17 protein-coding genes are annotated in these 15,632 nt (G+C 45.2%); 3 read left to right on the forward strand and 14 right to left on the reverse strand.

Annotated elements, in window-relative coordinates; genetic code table 11:
• The 3 genes from QUF61_RS06390 to QUF61_RS06400 all read right to left on the reverse strand — a co-directional run.
• Nucleotides 1-804: tetratricopeptide repeat protein (locus QUF61_RS06390; protein ID WP_289681023.1), on the reverse strand; the 804-nt coding region annotated here is incomplete at its 3' end.
• Nucleotides 805-818: 14 nt separating this feature from the next.
• A complete protein-coding gene (locus QUF61_RS06395) occupies nt 819-1,454 on the reverse strand; it encodes a hypothetical protein (protein ID WP_289681024.1) in 636 nt (211 codons plus the stop codon).
• Between the two features lie 2 nt (nt 1,455-1,456).
• Nucleotides 1,457-1,867, reverse strand: coding sequence for a hypothetical protein (locus QUF61_RS06400; RefSeq protein ID WP_289681025.1), 411 nt, complete (start codon nt 1,865-1,867; stop codon nt 1,457-1,459).
• 253 nt (nt 1,868-2,120) lie between these two features.
• Here QUF61_RS06400 and QUF61_RS06405 point away from each other — a divergent pair, with 253 nt between their 5' ends.
• From QUF61_RS06405 to QUF61_RS06415, 3 genes are all read left to right on the forward strand, one after another.
• Nucleotides 2,121-2,573 (forward strand): LEA/WHy family protein, encoded by a 453-nt coding sequence (locus QUF61_RS06405; protein ID WP_289681026.1) that lies wholly within the window; start codon nt 2,121-2,123, stop codon nt 2,571-2,573.
• Nucleotides 2,574-2,852: 279 nt separating this feature from the next.
• Nucleotides 2,853-3,572, forward strand: a complete 720-nt coding sequence (locus QUF61_RS06410) for a BamJ family beta-barrel-assembly machinery protein (protein WP_289681027.1) — start codon at nt 2,853-2,855, stop codon at nt 3,570-3,572.
• A gap of 69 nt (nt 3,573-3,641) precedes the next feature.
• On the forward strand, nt 3,642-4,694 hold the full coding sequence (locus QUF61_RS06415; RefSeq protein WP_289681028.1) for a class I fructose-bisphosphate aldolase: 1,053 nt from the start codon (nt 3,642-3,644) through the stop codon (nt 4,692-4,694).
• A 290-nt stretch (nt 4,695-4,984) separates the two neighbouring features.
• Here the strand turns inward: QUF61_RS06415 and nirJ are convergent, their stop codons facing one another.
• The 11 genes from nirJ to QUF61_RS06470 form a co-directional block, all read right to left on the reverse strand.
• Nucleotides 4,985-6,121: a heme d1 biosynthesis radical SAM protein NirJ gene (gene nirJ, locus QUF61_RS06420; protein WP_103921567.1), complete on the reverse strand. Its 1,137-nt coding sequence runs from the start codon at nt 6,119-6,121 to the stop codon at nt 4,985-4,987.
• Between the two features lie 72 nt (nt 6,122-6,193).
• Complete coding sequence (locus tag QUF61_RS06425; protein WP_289681030.1) at nt 6,194-6,388, reverse strand: type II toxin-antitoxin system VapB family antitoxin; 195 nt, start codon at nt 6,386-6,388, stop codon at nt 6,194-6,196.
• A gap of 117 nt (nt 6,389-6,505) precedes the next feature.
• Nucleotides 6,506-6,940, reverse strand: coding sequence for a type III toxin-antitoxin system TenpIN family toxin (gene tenpIN / locus QUF61_RS06430; protein WP_103918864.1), 435 nt, complete (start codon nt 6,938-6,940; stop codon nt 6,506-6,508).
• 262 nt (nt 6,941-7,202) lie between these two features.
• The gene (locus QUF61_RS06435; protein ID WP_289681031.1) at nt 7,203-8,798 is read right to left on the reverse strand and encodes a cytochrome D1 domain-containing protein; all 1,596 of its coding nucleotides are present in this window, start codon (nt 8,796-8,798) and stop codon (nt 7,203-7,205) included.
• A gap of 110 nt (nt 8,799-8,908) precedes the next feature.
• Complete coding sequence (locus QUF61_RS06440) at nt 8,909-9,202, reverse strand: hypothetical protein (RefSeq protein WP_103921569.1); 294 nt, start codon at nt 9,200-9,202, stop codon at nt 8,909-8,911.
• Nucleotides 9,203-9,327: 125 nt separating this feature from the next.
• Entirely contained in the window at nt 9,328-10,302 is a 975-nt protein-coding gene (gene ahbB / locus QUF61_RS06445) for a siroheme decarboxylase subunit beta (protein WP_289681034.1), read from the reverse strand.
• Between the two features lie 12 nt (nt 10,303-10,314).
• Nucleotides 10,315-11,382, reverse strand: a complete 1,068-nt coding sequence (ahbB, locus tag QUF61_RS06450) for a siroheme decarboxylase subunit beta (protein WP_177428596.1) — start codon at nt 11,380-11,382, stop codon at nt 10,315-10,317.
• 27 nt (nt 11,383-11,409) lie between these two features.
• A complete protein-coding gene (locus tag QUF61_RS06455; protein ID WP_103921571.1) occupies nt 11,410-12,585 on the reverse strand; it encodes a cytochrome D1 domain-containing protein in 1,176 nt (391 codons plus the stop codon).
• A gap of 13 nt (nt 12,586-12,598) precedes the next feature.
• The gene (locus tag QUF61_RS06460) at nt 12,599-12,949 is read right to left on the reverse strand and encodes a c-type cytochrome (RefSeq protein WP_103921572.1); all 351 of its coding nucleotides are present in this window, start codon (nt 12,947-12,949) and stop codon (nt 12,599-12,601) included.
• A gap of 2 nt (nt 12,950-12,951) precedes the next feature.
• Nucleotides 12,952-13,770, reverse strand: a complete 819-nt coding sequence (locus QUF61_RS06465) for a plastocyanin/azurin family copper-binding protein (protein ID WP_289681037.1) — start codon at nt 13,768-13,770, stop codon at nt 12,952-12,954.
• A gap of 56 nt (nt 13,771-13,826) precedes the next feature.
• The gene (locus QUF61_RS06470; RefSeq protein ID WP_289681039.1) at nt 13,827-15,632 is read right to left on the reverse strand and encodes a NapC/NirT family cytochrome c; all 1,806 of its coding nucleotides are present in this window, start codon (nt 15,630-15,632) and stop codon (nt 13,827-13,829) included.

Genomic DNA, 15,632 nt, shown 5'->3' on the forward strand with positions numbered 1-15,632 from the left:
TAGGTTGTTGACGCTGATTAAGGTATCGGGATGTTCCTTGCTCAGCACGGCTTCACGAACGCGCAAGGCCCGTTGATACAGCGGCTCGGCTTCGCCATAGCGGCCTTGGGATTGATACAAGCCCGCCAGGTTGTTGACGCTGATTAAGGTATCGGGATGTTCCTTGCCCAGCACGGCTTCACGAACGCGCAAGGCCCGTTTATACAGCGGCTCGGCTTCGCCATAGCGGCCTTGGGATTTATACAAGCCCGCCAGGTTGTTGACGCTGATTAAGGTATCGGGATGTTCCTTGCCCAGCACGGCTTCACGAACGCGCAAGGCCCGTTGATACAGCGGCTCGGCTTCGCCATAGCTGCCTTGGGCTTGATAAAGGCCCGCCAGGTTGTTGACGCTGATTAAGGTTGAGGGATGTTCCTTGCCAAACGTCTGTTCTTTCACTCGTAAGGTACGTTCTAGAAGGGGAGTTGCCGAATCGTATTGCCCCAGGGATTGGTACAGTTGCCCTAGATTATTGAGAGCATACAAAGATTTCTGGTGCTGTGCACCAAGTTTTTGCTCAGCGTATTGCCAGGTTTGTTGCGCCAACTCGATAGCTTCGCGGTATTTGCCATCCTGGTAAAGTTTGACTGCGAAGCCGTTTAAGGTGCTTACGAGTTGTTCGGGCTCCGGTGCTTGGCCAGTTTTTTCTTCCAGGACCGCGGCGACGCTGGACACCCATTCGAGTTCGGCGGGATCAAGGGTTTGCTGAGCTTCAACGGCAGTAAGCGCCAGACAGCCAAGCAATAACGGGATGGGTAATTTCATGTTCACTCCTTTCATCAGGAACAACTGCCGTATTGCGGCAAGACCCGCAAGGCCCGCACTTCACCCATAGGAATATGAAGCACCGCCGGTTGCAGACCGGGTTTGTCTTGGTAAGTGTAAAACAACAGTGCCTGCCTGCCGCTTTGCAGCAGCAGGCGATAACAGCCTTTGGGCAGCGCATCGCTAACGACTTGCAAGTCCGGCGGCTGTTGAACCTTGTCTTTGAGCCAGATTTTTACTCGCGGATAAGCGGGATAGTCTTGCTGTTGCTGGGCTTGAAAATGTTGTACCGCACTGTAGCGGGCAAGCTGATAGGCACCCACGAACAGCGCCAGAATCAGTATGGGAACCAGGGCCGTGGCCAGGGCATGTTGAATACGTGGACGCTTGCGCAACAGCCACCAGATAGCGACAATGCCCAGGTAGAGCAGGAGCAGCCACCAGTGATCAGACAAGACCCAAAAGCCATAGATAATAAAGTACTGACCGGGAATGTCGATGGACAACAGACCCAGATTAAACGCAGCATAATAGGCATAAGCATAACTCCAGCCTATCACATATATCAGCGCGGTCATCAAGGAGGGCAGGCTGATCCATTCCCACCAGCGCAGGTTGTCGTTTGCTTGTTGTTTGGCTGCTTCGCTCATGTTTAATCTCCGCTTCTGGGGATGCGATCAGTTGTAGCTGGTTGGTTGTCTTGACAGGGGGTGCAATCGGGGTGGTCGGCGGGTAGTTGTTGCCAGGTCTGTACATTTTTTTGTTCAATCATGATGCCCTCCACGTCAAAACAAAAAATACGTGGTTGGTTTTCATTTTTGCGCTGCTGTCGGGTGCAATTCTTAATCAGATTGTCGGTGGCGGGATCGCGCAGACAAATACAAGCATTCAGTAATGTTAACGGCGTTGCAGGCGGTGAGGGTATTGCGATCTTGGTGGGTGGTGCTGCGCTTGTGGCCTCAGCAGATGGCGTTTTATTGTTATCGGTACCGGTACTAGCCTGGACTTGGACGTGTATACAGAATAGTAGTAGGCTGAAAATATAAATTTTTTCCATGAACATAACAGAAATCCTTTGTTTTTTGAGTTTTTAGGTTTTGTTAAAACTTATTGCTGCTCACTTTATCCATACTTTTTATCCATATTTTGAGATGTTGAATAATTGATATTAACAGAAGCACGCAGAGCATGCTCATTTTGCTGAAAAGTGACTGAAAACAACACAGTTCTTATTAAAATGAGGTACATTAACGTAGTTTATTGATTTAATTTATTATAAATATAAAAAACTGTGCAAGCCATTGGAGTGCTGTGCCATGAAAAAATCTGTATTATTTGTGCTATTACTGCTGATGCTCAGCGGCTGCGCCAGTTTAGGCGTGAACGAGCGGCCTTATGTCAGCCTGAGCAATTTAACGCCACTGGGCATGAGTCTGTTAGAACAGCATTACCAGTTACAACTGCGTATTCAAAATCCCAGTCCGGTGCCTTTGTCCATTAATGGCATGGCGTTTAAGCTGGAAATTAATGGTAAAAACTTTGCGCGCGGGGTCAGTAATAAAAAAACCAGCATTCCGGCATTTTCCAGTCAACTCGTTGAAGCCGAAGTCAGCAGCAGTTTATTTGGCATCCTGCGTCAGGTGCAAAGCTTAAGTGACGGACAGCAAACGCATTTTCGTTATCGTCTGTCCGGCACCTTATATTCCGATGGTTTGATGAGTGTTTCATTTGAAACCAAGGATGAGATTGCCCTGAGCCAATTTCAGTAAGACATTGCATTTTGTTTAAACTCAGCTTAATTTAATAGCTTCCTATAGTAAGATGCTTATTTTTTTGTGCTTTAGGAGTGAGAATTTTATAACTTCAGCAACTTGGCTGGTCTTTTTCTCCATTTTCTACGTTATGAAAACAGTTACATAGCTTGCTATGCGCCTGTTTTCACGCCTTGAAAATGAATAAAAATCCTGCGCCCAGTTTCTGTATTTATTTCATCCTCACTCCTAATGTACAAAAAAATATTTACAATAATATTGAATCAAAGGAAGATTATGAAATCATCAACCCGTGTACTTTCCAACTTAAGTCTGGCGATTGCCATCAGCTTATCACCACTGGCCTTGCATGCTGAAGAAGCGGCTAAGCTCAGCACGGAAAAAGAACGCCTGAGTTACAGCTTTGGTCAGAAAATGGGCGCAAACTTCAAAAAGCAGGGGGTCGAACTAGATATGACGCAACTGACTCGTGGTATTGAAGACGCACTCAGTGGCAAACAAGGGCCAATGACACCTGCTGAAGTTGAAAAAACCATGCAGGAATACCAACGCGCTTATTTCAAGCGTCAGGCAGAATTCAAAAATGAGGCCGCGAATAAAAACCTGGAAGCGGGTAAAGCTTTTCTGGCGGAAAATGCCAAAAAAGAAGGCGTGAAAATCCTGGATAATGGCTTGCAGTATAAGGTCATCAAATCCGGCAGCGGCAAAACCCCTGGTGAGAAAGATTATGTTTCCGTACACTATCGGGGTACTTTAATCGATGGTACCGAGTTTGACAGTTCTTATAAACGCGGAACACCGGCAAATTTCCCGGTTAATGGCGTTATCAAAGGTTGGACTCAGGCATTGCAGAAAATGAAAGAAGGGGATAAATGGATGTTATATATCCCTTCTGATCTGGGTTATGGCCTGCGTGGCAGTGGCCAGAAAATCCAGGCTAATTCAACTTTGGTTTTTGAAGTTGAATTATTAACCGTTAAGGAAAAAGCCAAGTAGTAAAAAAACAGAAGCACGCCCGGTATAACAGCCGGGCGCATCTTATACCGCTGTAGAGGAGAAATACTTATGACTGATATTAGCAAACTCTTAGGTGAAGAAACTCAATATTTATTAGGCCATCAGTGTCAAACCCTTTCTAAAGATATGCTCAGTCTGCCGGGGTCTGATTATGTTTCCCGTGTATTAATGCAAAAAGATCGTAAACCTACGGTGATGCGTAATCTGCAAACCCTGTTTAATACCGGTCGTCTGGCGGGTACGGGGTATCTGTCTATCTTACCCGTTGATCAAGGCGTTGAGCACTCAGGTGGTGCATCTTTTGCGCCTAATCCACTATATTTTGACCCGGATAATATTGTAAAACTGGCGATTGAAGGTGGTTGTAACGCTGTGGCCTCAACCCTGGGCGTGTTATCTTCAGTTGCCCGCAAATATGCGCATCAAATTCCTTTTCTGGTAAAAATCAATCATAACGAAATTCTCAGTTATCCTAATTTTTATGATCAAACACTGTTTGCCAGCGTGGAACAAGCTTTTGATATGGGCGCGGTGGCGGTAGGTGCAACGGTATATTACGGCTCGGAACACACGCGCAGACAGGTACAGGAAATCAGTGAAGCATTTGAGCGCGCACATGAACTGGGCATGGTTACAGTGTTGTGGGCTTATTTGCGTAATCCCGCCTTTAAAAAAGACGGCGTGGATTATCACACTGCTGCCGACTTAACCGGGCAGGCCAATCATCTTGCCGTTACCATTAATGCCGATATTGTGAAACAAAAACAGGCACAGACGAATGGTGGTTACAATGCCATTCAATTTGGCAAAACCCATCCTAAAGTCTATGAGGAACTGACCAGCGAACACCCGATTGATCTGGTGCGTTATCAGGTTGCCAATTGTTATATGGGGCGCGCTGGTTTGATTAATTCTGGTGGCGCATCCAGTGGCGCGGATGATTTGCACCAGGCGGTACGCACGGCGGTGATTAATAAGCGTGGCGGTGGCATGGGGATGATTTCCGGGCGCAAGGCCTTTCAGCGCTCGATGGCGGAAGGTGTTGATTTATTAAATGCAATTCAGGATGTGTATCTGGATAAGCAGATTACAGTCGCTTAGAAGTTGTTGCTAAATGTTTCACGGATAACACCCCTGCGCAGGGGTGTTATCCGTACGTACTATCAAGTGTTAGCATGAGATGTAAGCGACTTTCAGGAGTGAAGCAGATGAATGAAGCTTAGGAGTGAGAATTTTATAACTTCAGCAACCTGGCTGGTCTTTTTCTCCATTTTCTGCGTTGTGAAAACAGTTACATAGCTTGCTATGCGCCTGTTTTCACGCCTTGAAAATGAATAAAAATCCTGTGCCCAGTTCCTGCACTTATTTCATCCTCACTCCTTACATCGAATTCAGGTTACTTCTTCATCACTCAGATAACACCCCGGATCTTCATTCCAGGCATCCCCGGTAACTTGGTAAGCTCGCACCCGGGTATTGCCACCACAGATTTTAAGATATTTGCAGCTGGCACAGCGTCCTTTTAAGGGGCGGGGATTCTGTTTTAAGCCTGCCATCAGTGGATCGGAAGTATCCTGCCAGATTTCAGAAAATGGGCGATCCTGAACATTACCCAAATCATAATTCCACCAAAATGTATCAGGGTGTACTGTGCCGAGGTTGTCGATATTAGCAATATTAACACCTGAAGAATTACCGCCCCATTGCTCCAGTTTTGCCTGTAAATGTGCAGCTTGCTCAGGGAAGTGTTTTTTAGCCCAATGCAGCAGGAAAACGCCATCGGCATCATTATTACCCGTGACAAACTCACGGGTTTTGCCTGCACGCAAGGTATTCAAGCAGGTTTCAAACAGCTTTTCCATCGCCTGCCGGGTCATCTGGTGATAGACATCATCTTTACGGTTTTTATTGCCGCGTCCGCCATAATTTAGATGTGATAAATAGAACTTATCAATCTCTTCAGTTTCCAGCAATTCCAGCATTTTGGGGAATTGTTCCTGGTTATCCTGGGTCAGGGTAAAACGCAGGCCAATTTTTATGTTATTTTGGCGGCATAAACGCACTGCTTCCAGCGAAGCGTCAAATGCCCCTTCCTGACGCCGGAACTGATCATGGGTTTTACCAATGCCATCTAAGCTGATACCGACATAGTCATAACCCATGTCAGCAATCTGCTGGATATTGTCTGCATTAATCAGGGTACCATTGGTAGAAAGCGCAACATAAAAACCCATGTCTTTCGCGCGTTGGGAAATGGTGTAAATATCCTTGTGCATCAAAGGCTCGCCACCGGATAAAATCAATACCGGCACGCCAAAGGCTTTTAAGTCATCCATTACCGTATAAATCTTATCGGTGGATAATTCTCCTGGAAAATCAGTATCTACAGAAATTGAATAACAGTGTTTGCACATTAAATTGCAGCGGCGAATCAAATTCCAGATCACCACCGGACCTTTGGGTTTACGGGCTGGTTTCAGTGGCGTGGGATTGAGTAATTCCTGGATATAAGGGGTGATGCGTAGCATTGGCGTGTTCCCATTTCAAAGCGCTAATATAAGCTGATGTTGATGACTTTTTCTAATATACGATAATAGCCATTAGTGGCAATCTTGAATTTCATCCAGATCAATATCCAGGTCAATTTTTCCTTTGTAATTTTTTAAATCAGAAATTTTTGCTTTTCTAATTAACCCTTTTAAGGCCAGCATAATCACGGCGGTTTTTGTGCCCGTATGCGTAACCATCATGGCTTCATCTATCAGATTTTCAGGTAAATCAAGTATTGTTCTCATCTGTATCTCTTTACAAAAATATGCACAACGGTAATGTTCAGCGACCGACTAAAGCGGACACCATAGCTGAATAGACCATTAGTCGAACCGCTTTGCTTGGTCTGTTGGAACTTTTTGTTAGGGAGTTATGTTGAGTTCGGCATGGTAGTTAACCAATGTCGTATAGCCAAATCTTCTATATATTTCTCTCCCATCCTCTTTCGGGAAGTTTATGTAAGAAGTTAAATATTCCTCAAATTTTTCTTGTATTTTCTTTTTGTTCTTTTTGATTTTGTCATATTCACTTCTGTTTCTAGGTCTAAATGGGGTTGCTCGTAAGTCAATGTCCTCTATTATGAGTGCTTTAGAGTAGTCAATCCCATTCCATTGGCCATTATGAAATACAGTCTTGAATCCATGAGAGTGATTGAGGTTACTGCGAAGAGGTAAAGCGAAGGTGAGGTTGTGTATTTTGATCGTAATGATGCCATATCCCCGGTTTTGCTTGTGCAATACCTCACGTAGAGTGGATATCCTATTGTACGCTTCGTCTGTCAGAAGTCTTAATTGCATTACATATTCACCTAAAAATAAAAAGCCCTCACTACTTTAGATAGTGAGGGCTTTCGCATAGGCAATCCAATGAGGTTGTTACTTATTAACGTGGGGATGCCTCTACCGCCACAAAGTCCAATGAGGTTATTACTTGTTAACGTGGGGATACCTCTACCGCCACATCGCCTACATCTGAAATGATAGTGTACTCAGTTTGAGTTGTCAACCCCCCAATTATATTTCCCTAATATATTAGTCGAAGATATAGATTCCTTCAAGCCTAATGACTGGTACCCGCCGAAAGCGTAATTTTATTATAAACGTTATATTTTCCCGAAGGTTTGTTCATAGGGATGCGTTTGATTTCTTCCAGGGTTTTTGCGTCATAAATAATAATCGCGCCATCTTTGTCCCAGATACTGACAATGGCGTATTTGCCATAGCGATCAAATTCCACATGTGCGGCAGTTTTGCCAGGAACGGGACGCAGGGTTTTGACAATTTCCAGTTTATTTTTGTCGATCACATGCATGGCATCGCGATTCTTGCCAAAAAACACATCAACCCAGGCATAATCGCTGGTTTCATGGCTGCGCATAAAAAAGCCGGGGCCTAAGGTTTTCAGATTTTTAATCTGTTGCCAGTTCTGCATATCAATAATACTGATATTCCCGGTTTTTAAGTTGGGCGTTGCAAATACGGGTTTATCCTGATAGCTCCAGGTAATGCCGGAACCCAGATGTGGCATACCGGGTAAATCCAGTTTACTGATAACGCGCCGCGCATCCAGATCGATCACCTGCCCGCCACCTTGCCGGGAAGCCGCTAACATCAGGATATAATCCTGATCAAAAAAGAAATCATCTAAATACCCCTCAGCCTGGATGCGGCGAATGGGAAATTTTTCCATTTTCCGAACATCACCAGAGTCCTTGCGATAATCATGCACCCAATTGCCAAAACCCGCTGGTGGCTCATCGTCATAAGAAATTTCCCAAGCTTCAGGAAAATCTTTCAGCGCCACCACAAAGCTGTTGCGGGGTCTGGCAGTATACACGGCACTGACCCGGGAACTGTTGCCTTTGCTGTCAATCACCGGAATAATTTTAATCAGACTTAAATCGGAAGCATTGAGCAACACCAGCGTATGCGGCAGGTAATTACCGACTATCACATAACGATTATCCGCTGATACGGCAATATTTCGGGTATTGATCGCTGCCCGGATTTCCGCCACCATTTTCAGCGTGTGCATATCAAATTTACTGATCCAGCCATCGCGGGAGGCAAAATAAACAAAACGCCCATCAGCGGTATATTTTGGCCCACCATGCAAGGCAAAGCGGGAGGGGAAGCGGTGAATCACTTCCAGTTTGTCGCCATCTAGCACACTGACATGATGATCACCGGTTTCCACCACCAGAAACAGATTCAGGGGATCGGCGCTGTAAACAGGTTTAACCTTTTCTATTTTTGTTGTTGCCAGTTCAGGTACATGAACGATGTGGCTGGCTTTAATTTCTGCTTCATTCCAAACCGGCATTTGTGCCAGGGGCGTGTAGATATAATCTGCCAGTGCCTGGATTTGTGGTTGGTTTAATAAGGGGGCAAACGCCTGCATTTGAGTGGCGACCTTACCATGAGTGATGGTTTTAATCGCTTTTGCTTTACGCAGGCGGCTGAGGTTTTCTGGCAGCAGCGCAGGGCCGCTCAATCCTAAGCGATCTTGACCATGACAACTGGCGCAGTGGGTCTGGTATAAAACAGGTGCATCATTTTGTGATAATACCTGTTTTTCTTCAGCCAGGACAAGGTTGTTGGCAGTGATGTTAAGGCATAAAGCAGTTAATAATAAACGAGGTAAAATTATTTTCATATTCCATTTCCAGCAGGCTGTTTCGGGAATGAGTAATAGCATTTCCCAAAACCGGGAAGCACGATATTTCAGTTTCGGGAAATCCCGAAACATAGATATTCTATAGATGTCTATAGCAGCATGAACATTAATAGCCCCGTAAAACCTGCAATAAAAAACAAGCCTATATTCATTATCAACCAGTTTTTCTGTTTTTCCGAAGTCAGTAAATACACAACACCACCACCTGCCGCCAGCACCATCATCAACTCAGCAAAGGCAAAGCCTGCCACCAAAGCCATTTTTATGTGCTCTGTTTCGCTTATACTCAGGTATAAAAATAACCCGATAAGCAGTCCAATGAATGAAAGTAGCGTGGGCAGTATGACTAAATAACTAATGAATGTTTTTTTATTTATTGCCATTATTGGGTTTCATGAATAAAAAAGTGAGCATTAAGCTGCATAAGGAACTGTCCAAGAACCTCAGTCTTATATTATCAGACAGTGTCCTTAGGAGGTAGTGCAAATACAGCTTGATGCTCTACTCCTTAAGAAAACCGCAAGCCGGTTTTCTTCAGAATCTTACGGCTAAACAATACGTCATGTTGTTGATTATGCGCTCCAAGCAGTGTCTTTATTTTTTCAATTTGCTGCTGAATTTCTTCATGACTACGTGCATGTACCATGGCAAACAGGTTATAAGGCCATTTGGGTAAATGACGCGGACGGCGATAACAATGGCTGACAAAATCCAGTTGCCCGACTTGTTGACCCAGCGCATCCACTACGTCATCTTTCACATCCCACACCGTCATGCCATTACTGCAATAACCGAGTTTGTAGTGGTTTGGCACCACGCCGATACGGCGGATCATGCCCTGTTCCAGCATGGTTTGCAGCCTTTGTATAACGCTGTTTTCATCGCTGCCAATTTGATTGGCAACTTCCTGATAGGGTTGTGCGCACAGGGCAAGTCCGGCTTGCGTGGCCTGAATCAATAAGCGATCAAACGACTCCAGGCTGGCGCTTGTTTGGTTTTTTTTCAGCGTGTTAACGGCGAAGCTTTCCGCAGCCTGCCCATCAGGGTTAAGCTTTAACCCCAGATAATATTCTTTTTGTTTTGGAAAATCATAAACCGGCAACCCGGTATGTAAGTGGATTTTATTAATAACCCTGGCTATATCTTCCGGTTTTTCTGTGGCGATCACAAACCACATATTTAATTCATGCTCTCGGGCGTAATTATGCGCAACTTCCGGCAAACTGTTGACATAATCCGCTACAGCATCAAACTCATGTTCTGCTGCCCGCAAAGCCGCCAGAGTCAAGCCACCACCTAAGCGTTCAGCATGATAGAGCGGGCCAAAGCGGGAAAGTATTTTATTGTCCAATAAGTCCCGCAATTGTGTCAGTAAGATATCCTCAGTAATACCTAAGCGACTGGCCGTTTGTTGATAAGGCCGGGAACATAGCGGAAAATCAATTTGCAAATGCCGGATAATGTTTTTACTTAGCGTATCCATGAGTACCAATCGTTATGCGCAGCGGGAGCTATTACGGTAGATCGCGCCACGTTGTTTAAAACAGCGACCGCTGAATAAAATATCATGCTCAATATCCATCAAATCATGTTGTCTGATTAAGTGTTGGATTTTTGTCAAAACGCTATTACGATCCTGTCCATGAATCATACAAAACAGGTTATACGACCAGTGTGGCAGGCGGCGGGGGCGCTGGTAACACAGGGTAATACCGGGGACGGAGCCAAGCTGGTTTGCAACATCATCCACCGCCTTATCAGGAATATTCCAGACGGTCATGGCGTTAGCGCAATAACCCAGTTTGCGATGGCGGACGATGATGCCAAAGCGGCGAATAATGCCCTGCCGCTGCCATTGTTGCAAAGTACCTAATACTTGTGCTTCGCTTAAACCCAGCGTATTTGCCAGTGCTGCATACGGCTTTGATAACAGTGGCAAACCCACTTGAACCGCCTGAATCAATGCTGTAGTTTGTTGTGCATCCAGCGCGGGAAAGTCGGTAACAGTATCCTGAGGAAAACCCTGAAATGATTTACGTTGATGCTTGTGATCTTGCCCGTGCTCTTGATGGGAACTGAGTAAATCAAAGCCCAAATCAATATGGTAATCCTTGAGCATGGGTAAATAGAGAATTTCAAAGCCTGTTTCCTGCTCCATTTGCGCAAGCACCTGCTGCAAATAGTTTTTGTTTTCAGCCGTTACCACAAACCAGAGATTAAAAAAATGCTCACGCTCATAGTTGTGATTGACTTCAGGATAGGCGCTGATTATTGCCGCAACTTGTTGCAATTGTGCCTCGGGTACTGACATTGCTGCAAGTGTGCTGGCACCAATGCTATGAGGCTTAAATACCGGGCCAATACGGCTGATAATACCCGCTTGCTGTAAATCATATACATGTTCCAGCAAATCTGTTTCTGTTTGTTCCAGACGCTGCGCAATACCTTGATAAGGGCGCGAAACCAGAGGAAAACCCCGCTGATAATCATTTAATAAATGACGATAAACAGGATTTTCTAATGTGTCAGTGGTTTTTGGTGAATGCTGAATAACAACAGACATCACGATCCCCTTTTCAAATACTGATTTTTACAGGCCGGTCCAATGCGCGCGGCTGGTAAAAAAGATACCACTGGGTTTATGCGCTGGCAGGCTTGCTCGTAGCTCAAACGTTGCAGTATCGTAAATATTAAGCTTGTCTTCATCCCGCACTGATACCCATACATTTTCACCACGCGGGGTGAATTCCATGTGTAAGGTGCCTTTACCGGATTTGAAGGTTTTAAGGGTTTCCAGCGTAAACGTGTCAATGATTTGCAAACTGTCGTTATTTGGCAGGGCAAAATTGACCCAGACCCGGCGTTGATCAGGCTGTGACATGACAAATATGGGTTGTCCATGTGCTGGAATGGTTTTGACTAACTGCCAGTTGCTTTTATCGATGACCAACACAGCGTGTTGACCCACTGCGGGGACAAATAAATAATTCCCCGCTTCTGCCCAACCTTCCAGATGCGGCATTTTATAAACCGGCAGCTTTTGCTGACCCTTGCCATAATTGGGCAAAATATGTTGTGCGCCTTTTTCTGCCTGCCATAAATCCAATAAGGCCAAGCCATCCTCACCAAATAGTCCCGCCAGATAATAACGTCCATCAGGGGTGATTAAGCCATCATAAGGCTGTTTACCAATATTGCTAAATTTTTGGATGTGGGGTTTTGAAAGTGATTGTTTTGCATCCAGCAGCCAGATTTCCCCAGCATCAAATAAGCTGAAGACAAATTGCTGTCCGGGCGCATCTACCAAACCAATGACTTTGGATTGTTTATTCTGTTCATAAGTTGCTGGAATGTCAGCCAATTGTGCTAAGTCGCTGGCAGCAAATAATTTGACACCACCGGGTTTATAATTGGATACAGCAACAATCTGCCCATCCTGGGAAATTGCGCCGCCAATGCTGTTGCCTGACTGCATCACCCGTTTGACAATTTTTGCCGTTAACAAATCGATCTTAGTCAGACCACCGTCGCGTCCGAAGATATAGGCATAACGGGCATCTCTGGAAAATACAGCAGAAGCGTGAGACAGATCGCCTAAACCCTCAACCCGTGCTAATTGTGTATTGCTACTGTGTTCGATAATCAGCACAGAACCAGTGGCGCGTTCAATAACAATGCCCATATCACCCGTGCCGCGCAAACCTTCAGCCTGGACAAGCGTGACCAACAGACTGAATAACGATACACGTAAAAACATTTTAATCATAACGAGCAACCCCTTAATTTTTTGGGTTAATAGCTAATTGTCTTTGGTTCAATCGCCCCTGGCGTAATTGCGATACCAACCAATTAATTTCTGTCCAGGTCAATAGCGCCCGCCAAGGTGGCATGGCAGTGCCAGGGCGTCCATAAAAAATGGTTGCACCCAGTCCATCAGGCGCTTTTCCCTGCAAATTCTCAGGTAATAATGCAGGCCCCAATCCACCATGTAATAACATGCCATGACAGGAGCCACAATCATGACGCAACATATATAACAATTCCTGCTGCCGTTGCAGAGAAAGTGTTTCAGCAAAAGCGGGGACACTATTGGCGAGCAATAATGCGAGCAGTATCCAGGTTGATTTCATTGCTACGGCTCCGATAATAAAGCGGGCGCAAGATATTCAACGGCAATATGATCATCAAACTTAAGCAAACGAATAAAACGATCTTGATTATCGACTTCCCATGCCCAGAGTGTTAAAGCGGTAACGCCTGGTGGTAAGTCATCTTTGATCTGTTTTAAAACTTCTGCGGTGGCATCCTTCCCCAAAGGCGAACCCAATTGCTTTTCCAGTTCATTAACAATTGGATTTTCGCTGAGCACGCCGGGATAAAATTCAACAATTAATGCCAGTTTCCCCGTTTGTTTGGGAATGACGTAACTAATATCAGTGGTGATAAAGCCTCGGTCACGTTTGGCCTTAATAATTTCTGCATCTTCAGCGTTCACCAACTTCAGGTCATCTTTAGCAATGGCCTCTTTAACCTGCTGCCAGGACATGCCAAACGCTGCACTCAGATAGCCGTTAAAGGTCGTTTGGGCTATATTTTCAGTTGTCATATTTTCAGTTTTTACCTGCTTATCCTCTTTGCTCACGACATGGACGATACCTGTCATTTTAGGATGTGGGCCACAGCGATAAGGAAAATCACCAATCTGATTGAATGTTTTTTCGAAAAATTCTTCTGGAAAAAAATATTCCGGTTCTGGTTCACCGCTTTGTTCAAACCAGACACTGTGGTACTGACGTTTTTCATGGTTTTCCCAGCGCACTGTGGTACCACTTGTCACCGTGATTTCTGCGGGCTGAAACTTAAAGTCCTTGATGATAACGCGGGTTGTAACATCCTCTGCCTGTGCTAAGCTGCATAGGAAAAAGCCAATTAAAAAACTCAATATTTTCATTAGGATTTTGTCTCCTATATTTCATTCCCACGCTTTTGCGTGGGAATGAAGCGTACTTATTTTGCTACGGCGTTGATTTCGGCCTCGTCATTATCAAAACCCAGTTTATATCCTAGCGAAACATGGTGATAACGCGCATCACTGTAATCATCGTGTACCGCAAAACCGATATTATAGAGCTTGTCTTTAGTTAAGCTCAGATCGCCGGGTTGGGTGGATACCAATTTGCGTTTAATCTCTAACGTCCAGGTACCATTTGCCAAAGCTGCGGTTGCTTCAAAGCCCTGTCCACCCGTCATGACACGTTGTTCCAGAATGTGTCCATCTTCAGTTTCGCCTTTGCCTGACTTAAACCGCAACAGATCCATAACGTGACCGGCATCCATTTCTGCTTTCAGCGCTTCGCCATCTTTCAGTTTATCCCAACCGCCCAGTTTTTTACCGCGACGACCTTTTTCTTCAATTTTAGTACGGCTTTCACTGATGTATTTAGTCACGCCCTGGCTGAAATCCAAGGTCTGTGCATGTGCTGACGCGGATAAACTCTCGGCATCAGGATGGGTTGGCATGTCACGGGCATCATGATGACAAGTACCCCAGCAACCCGCTTGACGAGTATATTTTATAGCTGGATTTTCATCTTCATTGATTTCATCACTGGATAACATGATTGCCAGTTTAGTGGGATTTTCCGGATCCATTTTGCCGCCTTCAACAAAGGGTGCTGGGGCGTGTTCGGTATCCGGCCACTGGAAGTGCATATAAAGATACTGTTCATCATATAGCGCCTGTACCGTCAGCGGGATACTACCCCGTTTACCTGGAATCAGGTTAGGTTCTAAGTCTTCTTTGGCACCAGTGACAATTTTTTCACCCATCGCCTGAGTTTCTTTATCATGACAGTCAAAGCAACGATCTCCCGCTTTGAAAGGACGAGCACCACCATGATATTTGCCGACCAGAGTCCATTCCATAGAGGATTGCCCTGGATAGAACAGGCCTACTTCACGACTGGGTGCAACATCCCAGCTAATCCCACTGGCATCAGGGGTTGCAGCTTTTTCTGTATTCTCTGTTGATGCTGTTGTGGCCTGCGTTGCTGCGGCTTCTGCAGCTTTTGCTGCTGCCTGCTCAGCGGCTAATTTTTTCTCGGCAGCACGTTGCTCTCTTTTGGCTTTAGCGGCTACTTTTTCTGCTTGTTCACGCTCTGCTTCCTGTTTTTCAAAATCCAGCCAACGTTGCGGAACTTCACGAATTAAACTGGGGTCGGGCTGGGTCATTTGTTCCAGCTCTTCATCTTCTAACTGATCATGCACTTTTTTGTGCGCAATGCCTTTATGACAATCAATACAAGTCATACCCTGGCGCATGGCATTCATATGTTGCTTACGGGCGCGGGGTTTTTGTTTGGCCGGATCCATCGTGTCGAAATCATGACAATTGCGGCATTCTCGGGAATCGGTCGATTTCATGGAGTGCCAGACATTTTTAGCTAAATGCAGGCGCTTGCCATCAAATTTTTCTGGGGTATCAATGGAACCCAACATTTTATGCCAGACTTCCTTAGATGCCTGGATTTTGCGAATCATTTTATGGCCCCATGATTTAGGTACATGGCAATCTGAACAGGTTGCCCGCACACCACTGCGGTTAGCATCATGGATAGTGCCTTGGTATTCCTGATAGACATTTTCTTCCATTTCATGGCAGGTAATACAGAACTCCATGGTATTTGTCGCTTCCATGGCGGTATTAAATCCACCCCAGAAAATTATACCGACTAGCATGAAAAATAATGCCATGCCAATACTTGCGCCAAACAATCGTTTTCGCGACCAAAATCCTGGTTTTGTATCCGTCAT

It is taken from the genome of Candidatus Venteria ishoeyi, from assembly GCF_030378065.1.
In the GTDB taxonomy this organism is placed as follows: Bacteria; Pseudomonadota; Gammaproteobacteria; order Beggiatoales; family Beggiatoaceae; genus Venteria; species Venteria ishoeyi.